The following is a 23,747-nucleotide window of genomic DNA, read 5'->3' on the forward strand; positions in this document are numbered from 1 at the left end:
CCGGTGCGGCGCCGGCCGCCCCGCGGGCGAGACGGGATCCGCCACGACGAGGAGGTCTCGATGACGCTGTCCACTTCCGCCGGAGCCGATGCGTTCGACCAGGAGTACCTCGACCTGCTGCGGACGCTGTCCGAGGGGTCGGTGCGCCGGCGCTTCGACCCGTTCCTCGACATCGACTGGGACGCGCCGGAGTTCGCGCTCGACCCCGACGACCCCCGCTGGGTGCTGTCGCCGGACATCGACCCGCTCGGCGCCACGCAGTGGTACAAGGACCTGCCGCTGCACCGGCAGATCGAGATCGGCAAGTGGCGGATGGCCAACTCGATCAAGGTCGGGGCCGCGTTCGAGAGCATCCTGATCCGCGGAATGATGCAGTACATCATGAAGCTGCCCAACGGGTCGGCCGAGTTCCGCTACTGCCTCCACGAGATGACCGAGGAGTGCAACCACATCCAGATGTTCCAGGAGCTCGTCAACCGGATCGGCGTCGACGTGCCCGGGATGCGGACGTGGTTCCGGAGGATGTCGCCGCTCATCGGCGTCGCCGGCGGCTACCGGCACGTGGTCCTGTTCATCGGCATCCTCGCGGGCGAGGAGCCCATCGACCACTACCAGAAGGCCGTCATCCGCTCGGGCGAGAGCATGCCGCCCGCCGTGCTGCGCACGATGGAGATCCACATCGCGGAGGAGGCGCGGCACATTTCGTTCGCCAACGACTTCCTCCGGGTGCACGTCCCGCGGATGAACCGGGCGAACCGGGCGGCGTGCGCGCTGGTGTTCCCGCTCGCGATGCGCTGGCTGGCCGGGGAGATCATGACGCCGCCGCGCTCGTTCGCCAAGCAGTTCGGCATCCCGCGCGAGGTGTTCAAGGAGGCCTTCTGGGACAGCCCGCACTCCCGCGCGATCCTCGCCGGCTACTTCGGCGACATGCGCAGGCTCGCCACCGACCTCGGGCTGATGACGCCGGCCGCCAAGCGCCTGTGGAAGGCGCTGCACATCGACGGGAAGCCGTCGCGGTACCGGGGCGAGCCGCACCGCGAAGCGCGCGGGCTCGCCTGATGCCGCACGTCGTCACGCAGTCGTGCTGCGGCGACGCGTCCTGCGTCTACACGTGCCCGGTCAACTGCATCCACCCGACGCCGGACGAGCCGGACTTCGCGACCGCGGAGATGCTCTACATCGACCCGGCCGCCTGCGTCGACTGCGGCGCGTGCGTCGCGGCGTGCCCGGTGGACGCGATCAAGCCGCACACGAAGCTGGCCGAGGACGAGCTCGACTTCCTGTCGATCAACTCCGCGTTCTACGACGTCCCGCGCGACCGGCCGCTGCTCGCCCCGGTGGTGCCGCCGCTGAAGGTCCGCGAGCGGCCGCAGCCGCTGCGGGTCGCCGTCGTCGGCTCGGGACCGGCCGCGATGTACGCGGCCGACGAGGTGCTCACCGTCCCGGGCGCGCGGGTCACCATGGTCGAGCGGCTGCCGATGCCCTACGGCCTGGCGCGGACGGGCGTGGCACCCGACCACCGGCGGACGCGGAGCGTCGCCGGGCAGTTCGACCGCATCCGCGAGCAGGACGGCCTGAACCTGCTCCTCAACGTCGAGGTCGGCAGGGACGTCACGCACGACGACCTCCTCGCCCACCACCACGCGGTCGTCTACGCGGTGGGCGCCTCGACGGACCGTCCGCTCGACATTCCGGGCGCCGGGCTGCCCGGGACGGCGTCCGCCACCGAGTTCGTCGCCTGGTACAACGGCCACCCCGACTTCGCCGACCGGACGTTCGACCTGTCGCACCCGCGCGCCGTGGTGATCGGCAATGGCAACGTCGCGCTCGACGTCGCCCGCATCCTCACCGTGGACCCGGCGTCCCTCGCCGGCACCGACATCGCGCCCGCCGCGCTGGACGCACTGCACCGCAGCGCCGTCGAGGAGGTCGTGGTCGCCGGGCGGCGCGGGCCCGCGCAGTCGGCCTTCACCCTTCCCGAGCTGGTCGGCCTCCGCTCGACGCCGGGCGTCAGCGTCACCCTCCCACCGGACGACCTCGATTCCGCCGGCGCCTCCGGCCCCAAGCTCGACATGCTGCGCGGCCTCGTCCCCGACCCGGCCGCGCCGCGCCGGATCAGGCTGCGGTACCTGCTGTCCCCGCTGCGGATCACCGGGCGGGAGCACGCCGAGGGCGTCGAGTTCGGACGCAACGCGCCCATCGGCGACGGCGCGCGCGTCGAGCCGACCGGCTGGGCGGAGACCGTGGACGCCGGGCTGGTGCTGTCCGCGATCGGCTACCGGGGCGTGCCCGTCCCGGACCTGCCGTTCGACGACGCGACCGGCACCGTGCCGAACGAGCACGGCCGCGTCGTCGACCCGCTGACCGGCCGTCCCGTGCCGGGCACGTTCGTCGCGGGCTGGATCAAGCGCGGCCCGACCGGTTTCATCGGCACCAACAAGTCGTGCGCGCTGGAGACCGTCCGGGCCCTGATCGACGACTACAACGCGGGCGTCCTCAACGACCCCCGGACCGGCCACGGCGAGCTGGCGGCACACTTGGAGCGGCGCCCCGCCCTCACACCGTGACGCCGTTGACCACTTCCGCGCCGGTCATGCGCTCGACGACCGTCCGGAGTTCGGTCGTGGGGTCGATGACGAGGCCGAGCGACCGCGCGGCGCCGTCCAGCATGAACCACGTGTAGGCGGTGAGCTCGGCCACGACCTCCGCACGGGTCCTGCCCTGCGCCGGGTCGCGCACCCACTGCGTGAGCATGCCCTCCACCATCGTCACGATGGCCAGCGGGAGCGACTCCAGGCCGCTGTCGTCGATGTCGAACGAGGCCAGGAGCACGGTGATGATCTCGCGCGCCCGGCCGGCGATCCGTCCCCGCAGGATGCCGACCGCGTCGGCGCCCGAGTCGTCGTCCTGGGTCGGCCCCTGCCCCATGAAGTCGTGCAGGCGGGGATGCTCCGACATCCACCCGGCGACCGTGTCGATGGACCTGCCGAGGATCTCCTCGACCGAGCCGTGCGAGATGTCGAGCTTCGCCGCCATCGTGCTCGCGAAGTCGTCGACCAGATAGGACCTGATCCGCCGGTCCAGGTCGTCGCGGTCGCAGAACCGGCGGTACACCACCGACTTGGCGAGCCCGGCCCGCTTGGCGATCTGCTGCACCGAGACGTGCGTCCCGGACGGGGTCTCCTCAAGCAGCTCGACGGCGGCACGCAGGATCATCATCTCCCGCGCGGAGTTGTGCTCCTCCCACCGCGCCCGATACCCGCTCTCCGCCCCGGCCATCCCCCGACTCTACCGACCCCGCCCGGCCGCCGGACGCCGGCCGGGCGGTGCCCCGGCGTCCCCTCAGGTGGAGGCGTCGAACAGGACGGTGAGCACGTCGGAGACGGTCTTGAAGTCCTCGATGGAGATCGGGACCTCGCGCTCGCGGAACTCGTACACCGCGCCGTGCACCCCGCCCGCGACGGGATGATCCGCCCGTTGCCCCCGCCGTCGAAATGCTGCGCGCCCGCCGGGTTCGTGTCGGCGTACGCGATCGCCGCCCGCTGGATCCAGGTGGCCAGCGTGGCGCCGTTCACGCCGAGCACACTGTTCTTGATCACGTTGCGTTCCGCGGTCGTGGTCGGCTTGTCGTTGGCGGCCTTGGCGTTGGCGCTCAGCAGCGCCGCGACCGTGGCGGCCTGACCGGCCGCGTTCAGCTCTTGGACGGTGGGCTTGACGTCCAGCGCGGCGGGGTCGCAGTGGTTCCACTCGAGCTGCGCGATCGCCGGCGCGGCGGCGTGGATCTGGGCCCGCAACGCGTTGAGCGCCGCGGGCGGGACGGCGGCCTGGCAGGCCGCGTCGACATAGCAGCGGCGCAGCGACTTCGGATAGAAGCGCTGCACGTTCTTGTCGTCGCTCTGCCCGAGGTCGGCGGCGAACCGGCGGATGGTGCAGGCCATCGCGTCGTTGAGCACCATCAGCATGACCAGGCCGACCTGCTGCGCGGTGAGGTTGGCGCCGCCCGCCGCGATCGGCGCCGCCAGCGCCACCAGCCCGGTCAGCAGATCCCCCGCGGTGGCATAGCTCGTCTGGACGAACGGCTGGTTGTACTTGGCCCACTGCTTCCAGTCGAGCGCGTCGGCGACGATCGCGGCGTCCTCACCGGGGCTCACCTTGGTGCCGGTGAGGTACTTGGACGCGTTCACCCGGTTGATCCTGGTGATCGTCCCGACGTTGGTGTACTGCACGGTGAGCTGCGCCGCGCCCGTGTTGGTGGCGTGCGGAATGTACTGGAAGACACCCTCCGGTCCGGGCGCGCGCAGGTTCCCGCCCACCGCGTCGGGGGCGATGATGATCGCGTCTCCGAGGTGGGCGGACTGCAATGCCGCAATGGTGCCCTTGAGCTGCTCGCGCAGCGACAGGACCGTGGCGACGTCCTGTTTCATGTCGGCCATCATCGTGGCCGTGTCGGCCGCCCCCGCGTGCCCCATGACGACCCACTCGGCGGTGCCGACGTCATTGGTGAGCTTGACCCGGCCCGTCCGCAGCACCTCGTGATCGGTGCCGCGCTGGGCGCCGACCAGTCCCGCCAGCGCCGCCGGGGCGACGTGGTGGAAGTGGAGCTGACCGGCTCCGACGTTGATCGACCGAACGGGCGCGATCGGTGCCAGGGCACTGGCGACTCCGGGATATGACCGGAGTTCGGTCATCGAGCTCTCGGTCCATTCGATTCCCCCGTACACAGGCATGGTCGGACGGCCCCCTTCGTGCGTGATATCCCGGAATTCCTCCGGCCCCGCGAGAACGGTATGCCCCGTCACCGCCATTGACCACGGAGTCACCCGGCGCCCCGCTCCTGGACGAACCTGGTCACCCGGCAACTCTTGCCACGAGGGAGAGCCGAACATAAAGTGCTCCCTCGCACCGGTCACGTGTTGACAACCATCGCGTTTCGCCCCACGTCCCGGATGACGGCGGCCCGAAAGCACGAGGCGCGACGTGACCTAACGAGCACTGTCCGCATTCAGCCAGAGTTCATGCCGGTTCGCTCTCCATGCCGAGCGCTTCGCGGATCGTGCGGCGCGCGGAGTGGAGCGTGGCGGGCAGTTCGGCCTCCTCCCGCTCCGCGAGGCTCTTCAGCGGGAAATCGTAGATTTCCTGAGCCGCCTCCGGCCACAAGTCCTGAAGGTAGGAATGCGCATGCGCGCAGACCAGATACCGGACCGGGTGGTACGGGCCGTAGTAGTGCTGTGCCGTGTGGGCGACGTCGAGCAGCACCAGGACCGCCATGGCGGCCTCACCGACCGCGGCCCGCATGGCAGCGAAGTCGACCTGGACGTGAAGCGTGAGCGGATGGACAGGCCCCAGTACGGAGCGGCATATGGCGAGAAGGTCGCGCACCAGTTCTACGGCGCGCTCCATCTCTCCCCCTCCCGCGATACTCCTGATCTCGTTCATGTACGAGGCGAGTTGCTCGCGCTCCTCGTCGGAGTGGGGCACCGGAAGCGGCAGCCGCTCCGTCTCGGGGACAGGTGCGGCGTGCTCCCTCCATGTCATGTCCTGCTTGACCGAGTCCCCGCCCTTCCGGAAACCCGCGGCCTCCAGGAGGGTGTCCAGGCGCTCCGGGAGTTCAGGGGGCGGTGCCGCGTCCTCGGCCCACCAGGACGACACGTACTCGGCGAACGCGGTGAACTCCCGATCCAGGTCGTGCTGTTCGGGGTCGTGCGGCAGGTCGGGGCCCTCGTGCGCCACCAGCGCCATGATGACGGCGGTGACGCGCAGGAGTTCCTTCCGGTAGAGCGGCACTATGTCCGGGAACGCCGCAGAGACCTCCGCGGGGACCTTCGCCATGATGCGCAGCATCCGCAAGCACAGCCGAATCCGGCACAGCATGACGCCGTAGTCGTAGTAGCGGACCCGGTGGGGGGCGATCGCCGCACGCGCTGCGTTCAGCAGACGCTCCACGTCCTGGCTCACGCGCAGCCGGGCGGCCAGCCATTCCTCGTCGAGCCTCGCCGGAAAGTCGTCCATGCCGGGCAGTGCGCTCAGGTATTCCTCGAACCGGTCCAGGAGTGCGGAGTCCACGCCGATTCCGCGCAATTTGTCGGCCGACCAGCCGGCCATGTCCCGCAGTCGGGCGACCTCGACATCGGGGAGGCCCCGAGTGAGCATCACCTGCCATTCGGTGTAGACGCAGTAGACGTCCTCCAGGTCGTGACCGGCTTGGAGCTCCCAGGGCGGATCCGCGGCCGGTCGGCGCGGAGGCGGCTCGAAGTCGCGTCCTCCGGGGCCCGTCATGGCGCGACGTCGATTCGGTACGCCGGCGCGACGCCGAAGAGCTGGAAACCGGCCCAGTGGTAGGGGTGCGCGGTGGCCGGATCCTCGGCCATGGCCTGCTGCGCCTCCCGCAGCGCCGCGGCCGGTGAGAGGGGACGGCTGAGCGCGGAGTAGAAGTGCCGCATGAGCATCCGCGTCGACGCGTCGGACACGGCCCACAACGGCGCGAGGACGCCGCGGGCCCCGGCCGCGAGGAAGGCTCCGGGAAAGCCGACGTACTCGGATCCGAACAGCGTCGTCCCCGTCCCGGCATGGCAGGCGGCGAGGACGACCAGCCGCGCGTTCAGCTCGTATCGTGCGAGCTCGTTGTACCAGAGCACCTCGGGATCGCCGGCCGGACCGGCCACGTGCAGGGCAGAGAAGTCGGGGTACTCGCGGAAGAACACGCCGTGGCACGCGATGTGGGCCACATCGGCGTCGGCGAGGTTCGCCGTCACCAGGTGGTAATGGAGCCGCTCACCGAGCAGGGTGAACGAATCGGGGAAGGTCGACGCGGCGTGGTCTATTTCCGCTCGGGCGTGCGGAAGGCTCCCATCGGGATCCCCGAATCCGACGAAGCGCTCCACGAACCGCACGAGCCGGCGGCGGTTCAGCATTCGCGCGAGCAGCGTGAGGCTGGGAACGTAGCTCACCTCCCGCGTCCGGGACAGCATCGTCGGCGGGAGCGCCCCGAGCGGAACGCGCCACAGCGGTCCGTACGGTACGAGGAAAAGGCGGCAGCCTTCGGGCGTGTGGTCCAGGAGGGGCTGGACGATGTCCGCTACCAGCCGTGCAACGGCATCACGGGTGTCCGGCGAGTCGTTCCCCGGATCGGACAGGTGCGCCAGCGCCTTCTCGACCACCGAGTCCAGATCCGCTGTCGGGAACCGGCCGATCGCCCGGCAGCCGGTGCGGTCGAGGAGGAAGATGGATCCGGTCGCGCTGTAGACCGCGACCCGCTGGTCCTCGGTGAGCAGTGCCCGGACGGAACGCGCCGGCATCGGCGGCGCGGCCGTGGTGAGGCCGGGGGTCGCGGCGAGGAGTCTGCGCTCCTGCCGTTCCAGCGCGTCCCGCTGGTCGCCGAACACCCGCATGAGCATGCCGCGGTCACGCTCCGTGGGTGCGGTGACGTAGCGTCCGAAGAGAGCCGGCAGCCCTTTCGGACGGGAGTCCTCCCACACTTCCGGACGCCATTGCTTCCAGAGTTGGTGCATTCCCGTCTGGGCGAGCAGCGCGCGATTGCCGCCGAGTTCGTGGAGGTCGACCGCGTCCTCCGGGCTCCGCAGAGTCTCGGCGCACCGTACCGCCGCCCAATACGTCAACTGGTAGGTGTCGGAGAGTTCGCGCTGCAGGCTCTGCGACCTCGCGTAACTCCGCAGTTCCTCGACCTTTAGGACGAGCGCGTCCAGCCGCGTCGCCGCCTCTTCGGTCGGCCCGTCCGCCGTCACCTCGTGCGCGATGACGGCCGACTGGAAGGCGACCGATTCGTCCGCGTCCGGCGGCACGGCGCGGTTCTCCATGAAGGCCAGCTTCGCTGCGCACATCCCGCCGTAGAAGTCAGCCTGATCGCCGAGGAGATGGGCCGATTCGACACACTGCCGCAGCCCCGATATCTGCTCGTCGAGCGTCGGGGCGTTCATCGCCGTCGAATACGTCCGCCACCATTCGGCGTAGTCGGCGTCCAGCCGCTCCAGCCGGTCGAGCGCATTGGCGAGATTCGTCCGGTCGGCGATATCGGTGAGCACGGTGATCGCGGCCACCACGGCCTGGCGTTCGCCGATCCGGTCGGCGGCCCGGCGGTAGGCGTCCGCCGCGCGACGCGCGTGCTCCAGTTTCCTTTGCCCGCTGCCGCGCCCGGCCTGGGACGTCTTCGCCACCAGGGTGAACAGGCCGATCTCCGCGCTGCCCTCCACCGCCGCATCGCCGGCGGCCCGGGCCAGCCGGATCGCCGTCAGGAAGGCGTCTCGGGCCTCCTCGACCTGCCCCCGGTCCCGCAGCGTCCGCGCCCAGTCGTCGTGCTCGGCCGCGGTCTCCGGCCAGGCGCCTTCCGGCTGAGCGCCTTCCGGCTGAGCGCCTTCGGGCTGGGCGTCTTCGGGCTGGGCGGTGACCGACTCCAGCGGAATCGCGGAGACGTCGACCTTCCCCTCACGGACCAATTTGATCATGTTCAGTTGCGCTTCGAAGAACCGGATGTGCGCGGGGTCGGGCCGAGGGTGCATGCGGATGACCGCCAGTGCATGGTCGAGCAGCCGTTCCGCTTCGCGGCCCCGCAGTTCCGCGCTTTCCGCGATCATCGAGAACTTCGCGCGCGGGCCGCGCTTGACGACCAGCGCGATCACCGCATCGCGCACCCGCTCCCCGATGCCCTCCCCCAGCCGCTGCTGCAGGAGCCAGGCGGCATTGACGGTATCGGTGGCGAACTTCGCGGCTTGGGCAAGCCAGGCCGCATTGTCATCATCGCCGGTCTCCGGCATGACTCGCCTCCCCCGGACCGAGGTCATCGGTGTTACCGTTATGGCCGTGCGGGCGCAGAAATTAGGGCAGGTGCACGCTCTCCTCATTGGTATCGACCGATATTCGGCCGTCAGGCCGCTCGGCGGGTGCGTCAACGATATCGAGCACGTTACCGCCTTTCTCCGGGAAAGGCTCGGGGGCCGACTCGATGCGCGGCGCCTGCTCAATGAGGATGCGACAAGGGACGCGATCGCCGAGGCCGTCCGCTCCCATCTGGGTGCGGCAGGGCCGGGGGGCACGGCACTGCTCTGGTTCAGCGGCCACGGGTCCCAGCAGCCGGTGGCGTCCGAACATTGGCATCTCGAGCCCACGGGGATGAGCCAATCGCTGGTGTGCCACGACAGCCGACAGAGCGGCGTTCCGGACCTGACCGACAAGGAGCTCTCCGCGCTGCTCGACCGCATCGCCGGGCGCGGCGCGCACGTCGTCGTCATACTGGACTGCTGCCATTCGGGCAGCGGCACACGGGACCCGGGCGATGGCGTGCGCGGAATCCCGGCGGCCGCGACGGCTCCGGACCCCTCCGCCTACCTGCCGGAACTGCGCGGTGCGGCGGAGCGGGCCCTGGCGGCGTCCACCCGGCCCGAGCACGTGGCCCTATCCGCGTGCCAGTCCCATGAGCGGGCAGTCGAACTCATGACGGGCGGCGAACGCCGCGGGATCTTCACCACCTCGCTGCTGGAGGCCATGCGCTGCCTCGGAGAGGGCGCCACCTACCGCGACCTGCTCCTGAACGCCCGCAGCCGGGTCGAGGGCTTCCGCGCGTCCCAGACGCCGGTGCTGTACCCGGCGCACCGCGGCGGCCCGGCCGACCAGCGGTTCCTCGGCGGCGCCCTGTCCACTTCCGCGGTGATGACGGCCCGCTGGTCCGCCGGCACCTGGCTCGTGGACGCCGGGCGATGCCACGGCATCCCGGCGACCTCCCCGGACGCCCCCGTGGAGATGGCGGTCACCGGCCACGCCGCCCGGACGTTCCGGGCCATCGGCGTCGGCGCGGGACTGACGACCGTCGTCCCCCGGGACTGGGCGCCCGACCCTGCCGTGCGGTATCCGGTCTTCCTGAGCCGCGCCCCGCTGCCGGTCGCCCACGTCGCCGTCGAAGGGGACCCGGCGGCATGCGATCGGGCGAGGCACGCGATCGGCACGTCCCCCTACCTGCGGGTCACGGGACCGGAGGACTCGGCACCGGGTCTCCGCTTCGTCCTGACCGCCGCGCACGGCGACGGCCGGGACGCCTTCCGCGTCTCTCGTGCGGACGGATCGCCGCTGATCGCCGAGACGACCGCCGACACCGCGGTCGCGAATATGGCGCACATCGCCCGCTGGACGCAGATCAAGGAACTGGGCAACCCGTGGTCGTCCCTCACGGGCGCCGTGCGACTGGAGATCGTCGCGGCACGCCCCGGCGTCACCGTGGCGCCACGGGACGAACCGGCCATCGTGCCGGGCGATGACGGCGCCATCACGCTGACCTACGTCCGCACCGGCGACGGGTGGCGACCGCCCGAGGTGTTCGTCCGCCTCCGCAACACCACCGACCGGAGGCTGTGGTGCGTCCTCCTCAACCTCACCGACCGGTACCGGTCCCACGCCGCTCTCTTCCCCGGCGGGTTCCTGGCCCCGCATGCGGTCGCGGCCGCTGCCGAGGGTGCCCGCATCCCGGTCGTCCTGCCCGCGGGCCGGCCGGTCGAACCGGGCGCCATGAGCGTCGACTGGTGCAAGCTCATAGTCGCCGACAGGGAAGTGAGCCCCACTGCCCTCGAACTGCCCCCGCTGACCGACCTCGGCACCCGCGGCCCCTTGACCGCCGCGGAGAGCCTCGGCCGGCATCCGGCAAGGGACTTGACCGCACCGGACAGCCCAGGCGGTTGGGCCACGGCACTGCTCCCCGTGGTGACCCGCGTCCCCGCCCCCTGACCGGAGCCCGGACGCGGCCCAGGAGCGCGGCGAGATCGGCGATCGCCGGACGGTCGGCGATCGCCCGAATGAGCGTGATCCGCGTGGCCCGTTTCGCGCGTCTCATCTCATGATGAGGCAGTCGCTCACCGGGCCGGGCGGGGAGTGTCGCGTTCATGAGCTTCTTCGTTTCCTGGGACACCGTTCCCTGGGATGCTCCCGGCAGGGCGGCAACTCGGATTTCCAGCCGGAGAGGTGGGGGCGTTGGAGGGTCTTCGGCCCGGTGATCGGCGGACGGTCGGGGCGTACACGCTGACGGCCCGGCTGGGCCACGGCGGCATGGGGACCGTGTTCCTGGGACGTTCGCCGGGCGGACGCGCGGTGGCGGTCAAGGTGATCCGCGGCGAGTACGGCGACGACGCGCAGTTCCGGCGCCGCTTCGCGACGGAGGTCGAGGCGTCGCGGCGGGTCGGCGGCTTCTACACCGCACCCGTCGTCGATGCCGATCCCCATGGTGATCCGCCATGGCTGGTCACCGCGTATGTGCCGGGGCCGTCGCTGGGGGAGGCGGTGGCCGAGCACGGGCCCTTCCGCGTCGGGACGGCGGCGCGGCTCGGGGCGGGCCTGGTCGAGGGGCTGGCCGCCATCCACCGTGCCGGGCTGGTGCACCGCGACCTGAAACCGGGCAACGTCCTGGTGGCGGCGGACGGGCCGCGGGTCATCGACTTCGGCATCGCCCGCGCGCTGGACGGCACCCGCGCCACCGCCACCGGGGCTCTCATCGGCACGCCCGCCTACATGTCGCCCGAACAGGTCCGCGGTGAGCGCTCGATCGGCCCGGCCAGCGACGTGTTCTCGCTCGGCTCGATCCTGGCCTTCGCCATGACCGGCCTGCCGCCGTTCGGGGCCGGTTCGGTGCACGCCGTCCTGCTCCGGGTGATCCAGGACCAGCCCGACCTGTCCGCGGTGCCCCGTTCGATCCGCGATCTGGTCGGCGCCTGCCTCGCCCCGGCCCCCGGCGATCGTCCGGGTCTGGACGAACTGATCACCGAACTCAACGCCCGCGCCGACACCGATTTCTGGCTGCCCGCGCCGGTGCAGGCGACCCTCACCCGCTACGACCCCACCGCCGTCCAAAGGCCCGCCGCCAGCCCCACCGTCGCCGAGGCGACCGTGCGCGAGCCGAACGTCCCCACCAGGCAGGAGATCAGGCCGGGAAGGACGTCCGTCGACAGTGCGGCCGAAGTGCGCTGGAGACGCTTCGGCGACGTGCACCAGGCCGGGCAGTTCGTCCTCGGCCGCGTCACCCGCCTGAGGCCGTTCGGCGCTTTCGTCCGCGTCGACAAGGGCATCGAGGGTCTGGTCCACATCGACGAACTGACCGAGCACCACATCGAGATCCCCGAACAGGCCGTCGACGTGGGCGACGAGATCGTCGTGAAGATCCTCAAGATCGACCTCGGCCGGCGCCGCGTCGGCCTGTCGCTCAAACAGGCCAACGAGCACGCCGGGAGCATGGCGGAAGAGGACTTCGACCCGACCGAGTACGGCATGCCCGCCGAGTACGACGAGGACGGCGCCTACGTGTACCCCGAGGGCTTCGACCCGGAGACCAATGAGTGGCTGCCGGGCTTCGACCGACAGCGCGAGGAGTGGGAACTGCAGTACGTCCAGGCCCGCGAACTCTTCGAAACCCACCGCCGCCAGGTCGAGGAGTTCACCCGCGCCGAAGCGGACGCCGAACCCAGCGACGAGGCACCCCCCGCTGACCACGCGACCGAGCCGAGCGGGACCAAAATGACCGCCGACGAAGCCCTGGCACGGCTCCGGAGAATGCTCGCGGGCGAACCGTAGGGGGCGAAGCCCACGCTTCGCCCGCGGCGCGCACCCGGCGCGCCGGGATCCGGATTCGCTGCCGGCCCGGCCGGAAGGGTCAGAGGAGGCCGCGGCGGGCGGCGTGGACGCCGGCCTGGAATCGGGTGCGGGCGTTCAGGGTGCGCATTAGGCGGGCCACGTGGCGGCTTACCGTGCGGGCGCCCATTCCGGTGTGGCGGGCAATGGCCTCGTCTTTGAGGCCGGCGGCGAGCAGGGTGAGCAGATGGCGGTCGGCTTCGGACAGCCGGGGCCAGGCTCCGGGGGCACTGGTCTCGTCGTCGAAGTGCAGTGGTGCGGCCTGTTCCCAGCACGTGTTGAAAACGCCGATGAGAATATCGAGGAGTGTCGACGGGCGAATCAGGGCGGTTATTCCGGGGTCATCGCCGCGTAGCGGCATCAATGCCATTTCGTCGTCGACGATCACGAGTTTGGCCGGCGGGTTCTCCAGGACGCGGGAGCGTTCGCCGAGACTGGAGTCGTAGCGGGCCATTTCCAGGTGCTCGGGGATCGCCAGGGCTTCCGGGGCGTATATGGCGCGGTACTCCACGCCGTTGGCGAGTTGCTCGCGTTCGATCTCGTTGGGCTGGACGGGGTCGACGGCGTAGGGCGGCTTGTCGATCGCCTTGACCTGCCGGACCGCGGCGCGCTGCACCTGCTCGTAGCGCTGGACGACCGCGTCCAGCCCGTCGATGATCTCCACCAGTTTTTCGGGGTGGGCGCGCTGCTCGGCGGTGAGGAGGGCGCCGCTGAGGCGTTTCGCCTCGATGCGGGCTCGGATGAACTCGGCCTCGCGCTTGCGAATCAGGGTCTCGACGACCGCGTCCGGCGGATAGGGGACGTACGCCGGGTCGGCGGCGGAGTCGACGCCGACCATGCCGAGGGCCGCGAGTTCCATGAGCAGTCCCGTGAGCCGGGCCCGGGGCAGTTCGGACAGGTGCGCGAGGTCGTCCAGTGTGCTGCCCGGATGGTGCAGGAGCGTGGTGTAAAGGTCCTGCTGCGAGGTGGTGACGCCGAGAGCCGCGAATGGATTCTCACCGGTTGCGGTCGCGGGGAACATGCCCGCGATTATCTAGCAGCGGAGTGCGGCGGCCAACCCTCCCAAGGAAGTCGGTCCGGCGGCAAGCGCGGAAGTGGCGAATACCGACAGCGGCGCCAACTCGCCAGAACGCGGGCCGGGAAAGGCTTTCTCGCCGCGCGCAAAGGCATCTACCTTTGCCGCACCCCCACCCCGAGGAGAGACCATGTCTCACAGACGCGTTCTGCGCGTCGCCGTCCTTTCCGCCGGCGCGCTCGGACTCGCCGGAACGCAGGGCGTCGCGACGGCCCAGGCGGCCGCTCCCCCGCAGCCGGCGCCGTACTCGGCGGCGACCGCCGCGGACGTCCCGCAGGCCATGCTGACGGCGATGCAGCGCGATCTCGGCCTCACCGCCGCGCAGGCGAGGCAGGCGCTGGTCAACCAGTTCGACGCCGGTGTCACCGCCGGGAAGCTGCGGGTGAAGCTCGGCGCGAGCTTCGCCGGCAGCTGGATCAGCGGCAAGACCGGCGAGACGCTGCACGTCGCCACCACCGACGCGCGCGAGGCCGGGCAGATCACCGGCCAGGGCGCCCGCGCGGAGGTCGTCGGCCACAGCCTCGCCGAGCTCACCGCCGCCAAGGCCAGGCTGGACCGCGTCGCGGAGCGGCACGCGCCGGCCCACTCCCCCGTCTGGTACGTGGACGTCCAGAACAACCGGGTCGTCGTGCTGAGTTCGGTCCCGGCCGAGGCGCGCGCCTTCGCCAAGGCCGCCGGGCTGAGCGCCGGCACGGTCACCGTCAAGCGCTCGGACATCAAGCCGCGCACGTACGCCAACCTGCGGGGCGGCGACGCCTACTACATCAACGGCTCCACCCGCTGCTCGATCGGCTTCCCGGTCACGCGGAGCGGTCAGGCCGGGTTCGTCAGCGCCGGGCACTGCGGCCGCGCGGGCTCCACCACGACCGGCGCCAACCAGACCCAGCAGGGCACGTTCCAGGGGTCCACGTTCCCCGGAAGCGACTACTCCTACGTGGCGACGAACGGCAACTGGACGCCGACAGCGCTGGTCAACGGCTACGGGACGGTCGCCGACCGGGCCGTGACCGGCTCGACCGTGGCGCAGCCGGGCGCGCAGGTGTGCCGCTCCGGCTCCACCACCGGCTGGCACTGCGGGACGATCCAGCAGCTCAACACCAGCGTCACCTACCAGGAGGGCACCGTCTACGAGGTGACCCAGACGAACGTGTGCGCCGAACCGGGCGACTCGGGCGGCTCGTTCATCAGCGGCACCCAGGCGCAGGGCATGACGTCCGGCGGGTCCGGCAACTGCTCCAGCGGCGGGACGACGTTCTTCCAGCCCGTCAACGAGGCGCTCCAGGTGTACGGCCTGACCCTGTACACCGGTGACTCCAACCCGCCGGACGACCCGGGCGACCCCGGCGACCCGAGCGGCACCTGGGCGGTCGGCACCGTCTACCAGGTCGGCGACGTCGTCACCTACAACGGCGCCAGCTATCGATGCATCCAGGCGCACCAGGCGCAGCCCGGCTGGACCCCGGCCGCCGTCCCGGCGCTCTGGCAGCAGATCTGACCCGGAGCCGTCCGGTTCCGGAGAGCCGGACGGCCTCCTTGAACGGCGCCCCGCACCCAGCCCGCGGGGCGCCCGCTCCCCGGGCCTTCCCCCAGAACCGCTGTACTGGGGGAAGGCCCGACCCATGCCGCCCCCGGGAGGCGGCGTCCGGTGCGGGGTCGGACACCGCTTCCCGGGGACGCCGCCGTCCGGTGCCCTTCTCGCCGCCGGCTCCGGGTCTACCGGGACGCGAGCGACAGCAGCCGCATCCTCTCGTGGTCGCGGGTGCCGGGGGTGGTCTGGTAGATCGCCAGCCGCTGGCCCTCCGGACCGACGTCGAGGCTCTCGTACCGGAACGCGATCTCGCCGACGTCCGGATGGAGGAAGGTCTTGCGGTCGGTGTGCCGCCGCCGGACGTCATGGCGCCGCCACAGCTCCGCGAACTCGGGGCTGGCCTCGGCGAGTTCGGCCGCCAGCGCGGCGAGGGCCGGGTCGTCGGGGTCGGCGCCGACGGCGGTGCGCAGTTGCGCGACGGTCGCCGCCGCGGCCCGCGCCCAGTCGGGGTACAGGGTGCGCGCGGCGGGGTGCAGGAAGGTGTGGCGGGTCGTGTTGCGGCGGTCCGCGGGCCACTCGCCGATCCCGGCCAGCAGCGCGAGGCCCTCGGGGTTGCTCGCCAGGATGTCGTTCGTCCGGTTGCGGACGTAGGCGGGGCACGGCCGCAGCGTCTCCAGCAGTTGGAGGATGCCGGGCCGCACCTCCGACCGGCTGCGCAGGCGGGGGCCTCGGCCGGACGTGCGGTCGGCCAGCGCGAACAGGTGGTCGGTCGCCTCCGCGTCCAGCCGCAGCGCGCGGGCCAGCTGGCGCAGGACCTCCGCGCTCGGGTTGGTCTCCCTGCCCTGCTCCAGCCGGATGTAGTAGTCGATGCTCACGCCGGCGAGCGCGGCCAGCTCCTCGCGGCGCAGGCCCGGGGTGCGGCGCCTGCCGGTGCCGGCGGGCAGGCCGAGATCGGTGTGGTCCAACCGCGCGCGGCGGGCGCGGAGGAACTCTCCCAAAACCGACCGGGACGGACTGGACACGGCCTTCAGTCTCGCACGGGCCGTCGCGGTGAGTCACCGGCCAAGGGTGGCCGTGCCACTACCAGCCTCGTCGCTACAAGGCTCGTCGCTGCAAGGCTCGCGTTCCCGGGTTCGGCACGGTCTTCCGCGGCCGTTCCCGTCCCCGGCACGCTGGCATTGCCCAGAAGCAAGCACGCCCGACCGAGGAAGGATCGGCGCCATGACCGCACCCGCCGCCCGAGCGGCCCGCCCCCGGCCCGCGTCCCCGCCGAAGCGCTGGAAGATGTGGGTTCTGACCTGCGTCGCCATCTACCCGATCATCACCGCGCTCGGCTACCTGCTGCGGGCCGGCACCCCCGGCCTGCCGGTGTACGCGCACTTCCTGATCATGGTGCCGATCGCGGTCGCGCTGCTGCTGTTCCTGGTGATGCCCGCCCTCACCCGGCTGTTCCGGCCCTGGCTCGGCCGATGACCGCCGTTTTCGGACGCGACGCCACCGCGCTCGACGTCGTCTCCGGCCACGACCTGACGGGACGGGAGGCGGTCGTGACCGGCGGCGCGTCCGGGATCGGCTACGAGACCGCCCGTGCGCTGGCGGCCGCCGGGGCCCGCGTCGTGATCGCCGGACGGGACCGCGAGCGCGGGACGCACGCCGCCGCGACCCTCGCCCGCCTGACCGGCAACACCGACGTCGTCTTCCGCCACCTGGACCTCGCGTCGCTGGAATCGGTGACGACATGGGCTAGCAAGCATGCGGCGACCGGCAGGCCGCTGCACGTGCTCGTCCTCAACGCCGGGGTGATGGCGCCGCCGCTGACCCGCACGGCGGACGGTTTCGAGTCGCAGTTCGGCATCAACTATCTCGGGCATTTCGCGTTGGCCACCGGCCTGCTCCACTCCCTGCGCGCGGCCGGCACCGCCCGCGTGGTGTCGCTGTCGTCGCGCGCCCACCGCCACAGCGACGTCCACTTCGACGATCCCGACTACCGGCGGCGGCCCTACGACCCGTGGGAGGCCTACGGGCAGTCGAAGACCGCCTGCTCGCTGCTCGCCGTCGCGCTCTCCGCCCGCTATGCCCGGGACGGAATCACCGCCAACGCGGTCATGCCGGGCGGGGTCAAGACCGGCCTGCAGCGCCACATGGCGTCCGAGGACCTCGCCGCACGGGGCTGGGACCACGACCGGCCGCAGGGCTGGAAGTCGCCCGCGCAGGGTGCGGCGACGTCCGTCTGGGCGGCCGTCGCCCCCGAGCTGGACGGAGTCGGCGGCAAGTACCTCCAGGACTGCACCATCGCGGCCCCTTGGACGCGCGGCGGCGACCCGCCCAACCGCTACTACCTCCCCTACGCACTGGACGCCGCCAACGCCGACCGCCTATGGACGCTCTCCGAGCAACTGCTAGCCCGCCGCACCCCAAACGCGGATGCCCACCGACCCGACCGGATTCGTTGACCTGCGGCGTGTTGTTGTTATGAGCGCGTCGAAAACAACAACACGCCGCAGATCAACGAGGGGCGGGCCGGTCGGGCTAGGTCGCGGCCGGGGTGTGGCGGCGGCGGGCGCCTATGAGGCGTTGGAGGGCGATGAAGCCGAAGAGGAGGACGCCGATGGCTATGCGGGTCCACCAGGAGCTCAAGGTGCCCTCGAAGCTGAGGATCGTCTTGATCACGCCTAGCACCAGCACGCCGAGGACGCTGCCGATGAGGTAGCCGGAGCCGCCGGTGAGGACGGTCCCGCCGATGACGACGGCGGCGATCGCGTCGAGTTCCATGCCGATCGCGTGGGTCGGGTCGCCCGAGAGGGTGTAGAGGGCGAACAGGACGCCGCCGAGCGCGGAGCAGAAGCCGCTGATCGCGTAGACCTGGATCTTGGTGCGTCCGACCGGCAGGCCCATGAGCAGCGCCGACTGCTCGTTGCCGCCGACCGCGTAGACGTTGCGTCCCGTCCGCGTCCACTGGAGGACGAAGGCGCCGACGACGAACACCACCAGGGCCGTGACCGCGCCGTAGGAGAGGTGGGTGCGGCCCGGGAAGTGCAGGGAGTTGAGGGCGAGCGCGTCGAAGAAGGAGTTGTCGATGGAGATCTGGTTCTCGCTGAGCGTCAGGCACAGGCCGCGCGCCAGGAACATCCCGGCGAGGGTCGCGATGAACGGCTGCACCTCGAACACGTGGATCATGTAGCCCATCGCCGCGCCGAACAGCGTCCCGATGGCGAGGACCAGCAGGATGACGATCGGCGCGGGCAGGTGCATCTTCATGGTGCCGATCGCGCACAGCATCCCCGACAGCGCCACGACGGAGCCGACGGACAGGTCGATGCCGCCGGTCAGGATGACGAACGTCATGCCGACCGCGACGACGATGAGGAAGCCGTTGTCGATGAACAGGTCGAGGAAGACCTGCGTGGTGCCGAAGTTCGGGTACCGGACGGCCCCGACCGCGAACGCGCCCAGGAACAGTCCGAGCGTCACCAGGACGGGGACGTGCCGGCGGCGCGGCGCGAGCGGACGCCCGCGGGCGATCGCGTGAGAGAGCACGGCGCTCACGCCGTCACCTCCTGCTTCGGTGTGGTGGGAGGCGCCGGCTCGGCGGCCCTTCGTCGGCGGCGCCGGACGACCTTGGCGCGGAAGGCGGGCGACTGGAGCAGGCAGACGATCGTGACGACGACCGCCTCGAAGACGAGCGTGGTGCGCGGCGGGATGCCCGCCGTGTAGATGGTGGTGTCGAGGGTCTGGATGATGAGGGCGCCGACGACCGTCCCGGCGAGGGAGAACCGGCCGCCGGTGAGGGCCGTCCCGCCGAGGACGACGGCGAGGATGGCGTCCAGCTCGATCCAGAGGCCGGCGTGGTTGCCGTCCGCCGACAGCGTGTTGGAGCTGATCATCAGGCCGGCGATCCCGGCGCACAGCCCGCAGAACACGTAGGCCAGCGCGATCAGCCCGGCGGACCGGATGCCGACGAGCCGGGACGCCTCCGCGTTGCCGCCCACCGACTCCAGCAGCATGCCGAGCGCGGTCCGGCGGGTCAGCAGGACGGTGACCGCCAGCGCGACCGCCACCAGGATGATCGCGAACGGCAGGCCGAGCCAGTAGCCGCCGCCGATCAGCTTGTAGTCCTGGCTGTGGATGGTGATGATCTGCCCGCCGGTGATGAGCTGCGCGACGCCGCGTCCGGCCACCATCAGGATGAGCGTGGCGATGATCGGCTGGATGCCGAGCCGGGTGACGAGCAGCCCGTTCCACAACCCGAGCAGCAGCGACGCGATGACGGCCGCGCCGATCGAGACGACCAGGCCGTGCCCCTTGCTGATCAGGTAGCAGGCCAGCGCACCGGAGATGGCGACGGTCGCCCCGACCGACAGGTCGATGCCGCCGGTCGCGATCACGACCGTCATGCCGAGCGAGACGAGGATCAGCGGGGCGCCGAACAGCAGGATGTCGATGAGGCTCCCGTACAGGTGGCCCTGCCGGACGTGGATCGCCAGGAACCCGTGCGTGAAGATCACGTTGCCGAGCAGCAGGACGACCAGCACGGTCACCGGCCAGAACAGCGTGCTCTTGGTGAGGACGGCGAGGCGGGATGCGGCGCTGGTCATCGCTCGGTGTCTCCGTTCGCGATGGTCTGCAGGATGCGTTCGGGGGTCAGCGACCCGTCGTTGCGGAGTTCGGCGACGAGCCTGCGGTCGCGCAGCACCTCGACCTTGTGGGAGATGCGCAGCACCTCCTCCAGCTCGGCGGAGATGAACACCACCCCCATGCCGTCGCGGGCCAGCGACACGACGAGCTTCTGGATCTCGGTCTTGGCGCCGATGTCGATGCCGCGCGTCGGCTCGTCCAGGATGAGCAGCTTCGGCCGGGTGATGAGCCAGCGGGCCAGCAGCACCTTCTGCTGGTTGCCGCCGGAGAGGTTCTTGACCGGTGTGTCCGGGTTCGGCGGCTGGATGCGCAGCGCCTTGATGTACTCCTGGACGAGTTCGTCCCGCCGCCGCTGGCTCAGCGGGCGCAGCCAGCCGCGCGCGGCCTGGAGGGCGAGGACGATGTTCTCCTCGACGGTCAGGTCCATGATCAGGCCGTCGCCCTTGCGGTCCTCGGGGCAGAAGGCGACGCCCCGGTCGATCGCGGCGCGCGGCGTCCGGATCGAGACGGCGCCCGCGTCCCCGCCGTCGCCGTTGCCGCCGCCCGTCCGGATGCGGCCGGAATCGGCGTGGTCCGCGCCGAAGATCAGCCGGGCGAGCTCGGAGCGGCCCGAGCCGAGCAGGCCCGCGAACCCGACGACCTCGCCCGCGTGCAGCTCCAGGTCGACGGGGTCGATCGCGCCGGTCCGGCCGACGCCTTCGAGCGCGAACAGCCGCTCGCCGCGGACGTCCTCGGCCGCCGCCTCGTCCAGTTCCTCCAGCGTCGCGAGCTCCTGCCCGGTCATCTTCGCGACCAGCTCGAACCGGGTCAGGTCGCCGATCGGGTACTCCCCGACGAGGCGGCCGTTGCGCAGCACCGTCACCCGGTCGCAGACCTCGTAGATCTGCTCCAGGAAGTGGGACACGAACAGGATCGCGACGCCGTCGTCCTTCAGCCGGCGCATGACGTCGAACAACCGGGCGACCTCGCCGCGGTCGAGGCTGGACGTCGGCTCGTCCAGGATCAGCACCTTCGCGTCGAGGTCCACCGCCCGGACGATCGCGACGAGCTGCTGCACGGCCAGCGAGTAGGAGCCGAGCTGCGCGGTGACGTCGAGGTCGAGGTCGAGCCGGGCCAGCAGCTCCACCGCGCGGCGGTTGATCGCGGCCCAGTCGATCCGGCCGAACCGGCGCGGCTGTCGGCCGATGAAGACGTTCTCGGCGACCGACAGGTTCGGGCAGAGGTTGACCTCCTGGTAGACGGTGCTGATGCCGAGCCGCTGCGCGTGCAGCGGGCCGTGGATGGCGGTGCCGCGCCCGTCGATGACAGTGCCGTGCCCGGCGATCGCGACGGTTCCGGCGTCGGCCTCGTACACGCCGGTCAGCACCTTGATCAGGGTGGACTTGCCGGCGCCGTTCTCGCCCATCAGCGCATGCACCTCGCCGGGGAACAGCCGGAACGCCACGTCGTCGAGGGCCTGGACCCCGGGGAACCCCTTGGAGATTCCGTCCATCTCCAGGACGGGAGCGGTCATCGCCGTCTCCTCCACTTCCGTGCTACTGGTGCCCGCCGGGGCCGGACGGGCGGCCACGGCCCCGGCGGAACTCTGCGGGCGGATCAGCGGGTCAGTACTTGCGGGTGGGCAGGGCCTCCTTGGCCTTGGCCTGGTCGAAGACCGTCTCGACGGTGACGATGCGGTTCGGCACCTTCTCGCCCGCCTTGACCTTCTTCGCCGTGTCCATCAGCTGGCCGCCCAGCAGCGGGTTGCACTCGACGATGAAGTTGAACTTGCCGTCCGCCAGCGCCTGCATGCCGTCGTGGACGGCGTCCACGGTGACGATCTTGATGTCCTTGCCGGGGGTGAGCCCGGCCTCCTGGATCGCCTGCATGGCGCCCAGCCCCATGTCGTCGTTGTGGGCGAACAGGACGTCGACGTCCTTGTGGGCCTTGAGCAGGGCCTGCATGACCTCCTTGCCCTTCGCGCGGGTGAAGTCGCCGGACTGCGAGGCGATCACCTTCAGGTTGGGGTTGGCGGCGATGGCCTGCTCGAAGCCCTTCTTGCGGTCGATGGCGGGCGCGGCGCCGACGGTGCCCTCCAGCTGGATGATGTTGACGGGCTCCTTGGCGTCCTTGTACTCGTTGACGAGCCAGTCGCCGGCCTTCTTGCCCTCCGCGACGAAGTCCGAGCCGAGGAAGGTGACGTAGAGGGACGGGTCGGAGTCGACGGCCCGGTCGGTGAGGACGACCGGGATGCCGGCCGCCTTCGCCTCCTTCAGGACGGCGTCCCAGCCGGTGACGACCACCGGCGAGAAGCCGATGACGTCGACCTTCTGCTTGATGAAGGACCGGATCGCGGCGATCTGGTTCTCCTGCTTCTGCTGCGCGTCGGAGAACTTCAGGTCGACGCCCGCGGCCTTCGCGGCCTCCTGGATGTCCTTGGTGTTGGCGGTGCGCCAGCCCGATTCGGCGCCGACCTGCGAGAAGCCGAGGACGAGCTTGCCGGAACCGGATCCGGAACCGCTGCCGCCGGAGTCGCCGCAGGCGCTGAGGGCCGTCAGCGCCAGCGAGGCGCCTGCGACGGCGACGATGAGCCGCTTGAACATGGGGGTTCTTCCTTCTTCCTCGGGGATGCTCGGCGAAGGGCGTCGGGATCTCGGGGCCTCTGGGAACGGCCGGTGGGTCGTGTTAGCGATAACATTTGCAGCGCGGAAAACCGGGGCTCGGGAGGCTTGCGGCCGGGGTCCGGGGGTCAGGCGCGGGTGCCGGCGCCTTCGCGGACGGCGGGTTGGCGCACGTCGTCGCCGCACCACGCGGCGCCCGCGCCACCGGGATCTCCGGTGCCGCCGGGCGCGCCCGGACGACCGCCCGCCGGGCCCGGGAACGCGATCACCGCTGAGCATCGGACCGCTCCGGCGGCGTCCGCCCGGAGCGGCCGCCGGCGTCCCGCCGCGCGGCCGTGTCGTGTCTCGTCCACTTCGCCCGCCTTCGTCCGTGTGGCGCGTGTCACGAATGTTTGCGCTAACTCAGCACGCTGTCAATCCCCCTGCGGCATACCGCAACCTCACGGAGACCTTGACGTACGGCCCTGGTACCGCTAACAGACGCCGGGCGGGCGTCCGGCAAGCCGCCCGAGCACCACCCGAGCACCGCCCGAGCACCGCCCGGGCCGCAGCGCCGGCGCCCCTCCACCACGCCTCCCGCAGGTCGGACTCGGACGCGAATTCGCGGTCGTGGACGCGCGGTCACGCAGGGCGAGGTTTGGAGGCGCGAAGTGGTGGAACTGGGATGACTCGGAACGTGGATCAATCGAGTGCCCTTACAAGCCAAGTCTTGACCGAGCGCGGGGTTAACGTGGGCGAGGACGCCGAGGCCGATCTTCGCGGTCACTCCCGCGGCCGGGCCCGTGACAGGTGCGGCGCAACTCAAGATCGAGTAATGGAACGCCGATCCGTGCAATCGGTACGGCCCGAGCAAGCGTCCAACAATGAGGATGGAAAAACCGTCACGGGGGACGGGAGGCATGGTTCATGACATCCGAGCCGGAGCCGCGTGTCGGCGTGGTGGTGCCCATTTACAACGTCGAACCGTATCTTGAGGAATGCCTGGCCTCGATCGCCCGCCAGTCGGTCCGCGAATTGGACGTCGTCCTGGTCGACGACGGATCCACCGACGCGAGCGCGGAGATCGCCCGCGCCTTCGTCGGCCGCGATCCCCGGTTCCGGCTGATCCGGCAGCCCAACGGCGGGCTCGGCAACGCGCGGAACGTGGGGGCGGCGAACGTGCGCGGGCGCTTCCTGGCGTTCGTCGACAGCGACGACGTGCTGCCCGACCACGCGCTTGAACTGCTGGCGGGGACGCTGGAGGAGACCGGCTCCGACATCGCCTCGGGCAACGTGCAGCTGCTCACCGAGGACG

18 protein-coding genes are annotated in these 23,747 nt (G+C 71.1%); 8 read left to right on the top strand and 10 right to left on the bottom strand.

All coding sequences use genetic code 11. The features are described from left to right. Positions 1-60 precede the first annotated feature (60 nt). Both ABFX46_RS40170 and ABFX46_RS40175 read left to right on the top strand, forming a co-directional pair. On the top strand, positions 61-1,059 hold the full coding sequence (locus ABFX46_RS40170) for an AurF N-oxygenase family protein (RefSeq protein ID WP_346049335.1): 999 nt from the start codon (positions 61-63) through the stop codon (positions 1,057-1,059). Further along, the gene (locus ABFX46_RS40175) at positions 1,059-2,567 is read left to right on the top strand and encodes an FAD-dependent oxidoreductase (protein ID WP_346049337.1); all 1,509 of its coding nucleotides are present in this window, start codon (positions 1,059-1,061) and stop codon (positions 2,565-2,567) included. Before ABFX46_RS40170 ends, ABFX46_RS40175 begins: the two co-directional genes overlap by 1 nt. Here the strand turns inward: ABFX46_RS40175 and ABFX46_RS40180 are convergent. From ABFX46_RS40180 to ABFX46_RS40195, 4 genes are all read right to left on the bottom strand, one after another. Continuing rightward, positions 2,557-3,279, bottom strand: a complete 723-nt coding sequence (locus ABFX46_RS40180; RefSeq protein WP_346049339.1) for a TetR/AcrR family transcriptional regulator — start codon at positions 3,277-3,279, stop codon at positions 2,557-2,559. The genes ABFX46_RS40175 and ABFX46_RS40180 overlap by 11 nt on opposite strands. Beyond that, on the bottom strand, positions 3,216-4,688 hold the full coding sequence (locus ABFX46_RS40185; RefSeq protein WP_346049341.1) for a hypothetical protein: 1,473 nt from the start codon (positions 4,686-4,688) through the stop codon (positions 3,216-3,218). Before ABFX46_RS40185 ends, ABFX46_RS40180 begins: the two co-directional genes overlap by 64 nt. A 325-nt stretch (positions 4,689-5,013) precedes the next feature. Beyond that, entirely contained in the window at positions 5,014-6,276 is a 1,263-nt protein-coding gene (locus tag ABFX46_RS40190; RefSeq protein WP_346049343.1) for a hypothetical protein, read from the bottom strand. After that, the gene (locus tag ABFX46_RS40195) at positions 6,273-8,975 is read right to left on the bottom strand and encodes a CHAT domain-containing protein (RefSeq protein WP_346049345.1); all 2,703 of its coding nucleotides are present in this window, start codon (positions 8,973-8,975) and stop codon (positions 6,273-6,275) included. Before ABFX46_RS40195 ends, ABFX46_RS40190 begins: the two co-directional genes overlap by 4 nt. On the opposite strand from ABFX46_RS40195, the gene ABFX46_RS40200 reads away from it, so the two are divergent. Together ABFX46_RS40200 and ABFX46_RS40205 are read left to right on the top strand one after the other, a co-directional pair. Further along, positions 8,860-10,725 carry a caspase family protein gene (locus tag ABFX46_RS40200; protein WP_346049371.1) on the top strand — a complete coding sequence of 622 codons (1,866 nt, stop codon included), beginning with the start codon at positions 8,860-8,862 and terminating at the stop codon, positions 10,723-10,725. The genes ABFX46_RS40195 and ABFX46_RS40200 overlap by 116 nt on opposite strands. Before the next feature lie 243 nt (positions 10,726-10,968). Continuing rightward, complete coding sequence (locus ABFX46_RS40205) at positions 10,969-12,558, top strand: protein kinase domain-containing protein (RefSeq protein ID WP_346049347.1); 1,590 nt, start codon at positions 10,969-10,971, stop codon at positions 12,556-12,558. A 79-nt stretch (positions 12,559-12,637) separates the two neighbouring features. On the opposite strand, the gene ABFX46_RS40210 is transcribed toward ABFX46_RS40205, so the two are convergent. Continuing rightward, on the bottom strand, positions 12,638-13,636 hold the full coding sequence (locus ABFX46_RS40210) for a LuxR C-terminal-related transcriptional regulator (RefSeq protein ID WP_346049349.1): 999 nt from the start codon (positions 13,634-13,636) through the stop codon (positions 12,638-12,640). Positions 13,637-13,820: 184 nt separating this feature from the next. Here ABFX46_RS40210 and ABFX46_RS40215 point away from each other — a divergent pair, with 184 nt between their 5' ends. Continuing rightward, complete coding sequence (locus ABFX46_RS40215; RefSeq protein ID WP_346049351.1) at positions 13,821-15,185, top strand: carbohydrate-binding protein; 1,365 nt, start codon at positions 13,821-13,823, stop codon at positions 15,183-15,185. A gap of 218 nt (positions 15,186-15,403) precedes the next feature. On the opposite strand, the gene ABFX46_RS40220 is transcribed toward ABFX46_RS40215, so the two are convergent. Further along, positions 15,404-16,240 carry a helix-turn-helix domain-containing protein gene (locus ABFX46_RS40220; protein WP_346049353.1) on the bottom strand — a complete coding sequence of 279 codons (837 nt, stop codon included), beginning with the start codon at positions 16,238-16,240 and terminating at the stop codon, positions 15,404-15,406. Positions 16,241-16,439: 199 nt separating this feature from the next. On the opposite strand from ABFX46_RS40220, the gene ABFX46_RS40225 reads away from it, so the two are divergent. Continuing rightward, a complete protein-coding gene (locus tag ABFX46_RS40225) occupies positions 16,440-16,691 on the top strand; it encodes a putative antibiotic biosynthesis monooxygenase (RefSeq protein WP_346049355.1) in 252 nt (83 codons plus the stop codon). Further along, positions 16,688-17,671, top strand: coding sequence for an SDR family NAD(P)-dependent oxidoreductase (locus ABFX46_RS40230; RefSeq protein WP_346049357.1), 984 nt, complete (start codon positions 16,688-16,690; stop codon positions 17,669-17,671). Before ABFX46_RS40225 ends, ABFX46_RS40230 begins: the two co-directional genes overlap by 4 nt. 76 nt (positions 17,672-17,747) lie before the next feature. On the opposite strand, the gene yjfF is transcribed toward ABFX46_RS40230, so the two are convergent. The 4 genes from yjfF to ABFX46_RS40250 form a co-directional block, all read right to left on the bottom strand. Further along, a complete protein-coding gene (gene yjfF, locus ABFX46_RS40235) occupies positions 17,748-18,764 on the bottom strand; it encodes a galactofuranose ABC transporter, permease protein YjfF (protein ID WP_346049359.1) in 1,017 nt (338 codons plus the stop codon). Then, complete coding sequence (locus ABFX46_RS40240; protein WP_346049361.1) at positions 18,761-19,813, bottom strand: ABC transporter permease; 1,053 nt, start codon at positions 19,811-19,813, stop codon at positions 18,761-18,763. The genes yjfF and ABFX46_RS40240 overlap by 4 nt, the downstream gene beginning before the upstream one ends. Beyond that, positions 19,810-21,366 (bottom strand): sugar ABC transporter ATP-binding protein, encoded by a 1,557-nt coding sequence (locus tag ABFX46_RS40245; protein ID WP_346049363.1) that lies wholly within the window; start codon positions 21,364-21,366, stop codon positions 19,810-19,812. Before ABFX46_RS40245 ends, ABFX46_RS40240 begins: the two co-directional genes overlap by 4 nt. 91 nt (positions 21,367-21,457) lie before the next feature. Then, a complete protein-coding gene (locus ABFX46_RS40250) occupies positions 21,458-22,435 on the bottom strand; it encodes an ABC transporter substrate-binding protein (RefSeq protein WP_346049365.1) in 978 nt (325 codons plus the stop codon). A 924-nt stretch (positions 22,436-23,359) separates the two neighbouring features. Between ABFX46_RS40250 and ABFX46_RS40255 the strand changes: the two genes are divergently transcribed. Beyond that, the coding region (locus tag ABFX46_RS40255) for a glycosyltransferase family 2 protein (protein WP_346049367.1) at positions 23,360-23,747 on the top strand (388 nt) is incomplete at its 3' end.

The organism is Actinomadura chokoriensis (assembly GCF_039529475.1).
In the GTDB taxonomy this organism is placed as follows: Bacteria; Actinomycetota; Actinomycetes; order Streptosporangiales; family Streptosporangiaceae; genus Spirillospora; species Spirillospora bangladeshensis.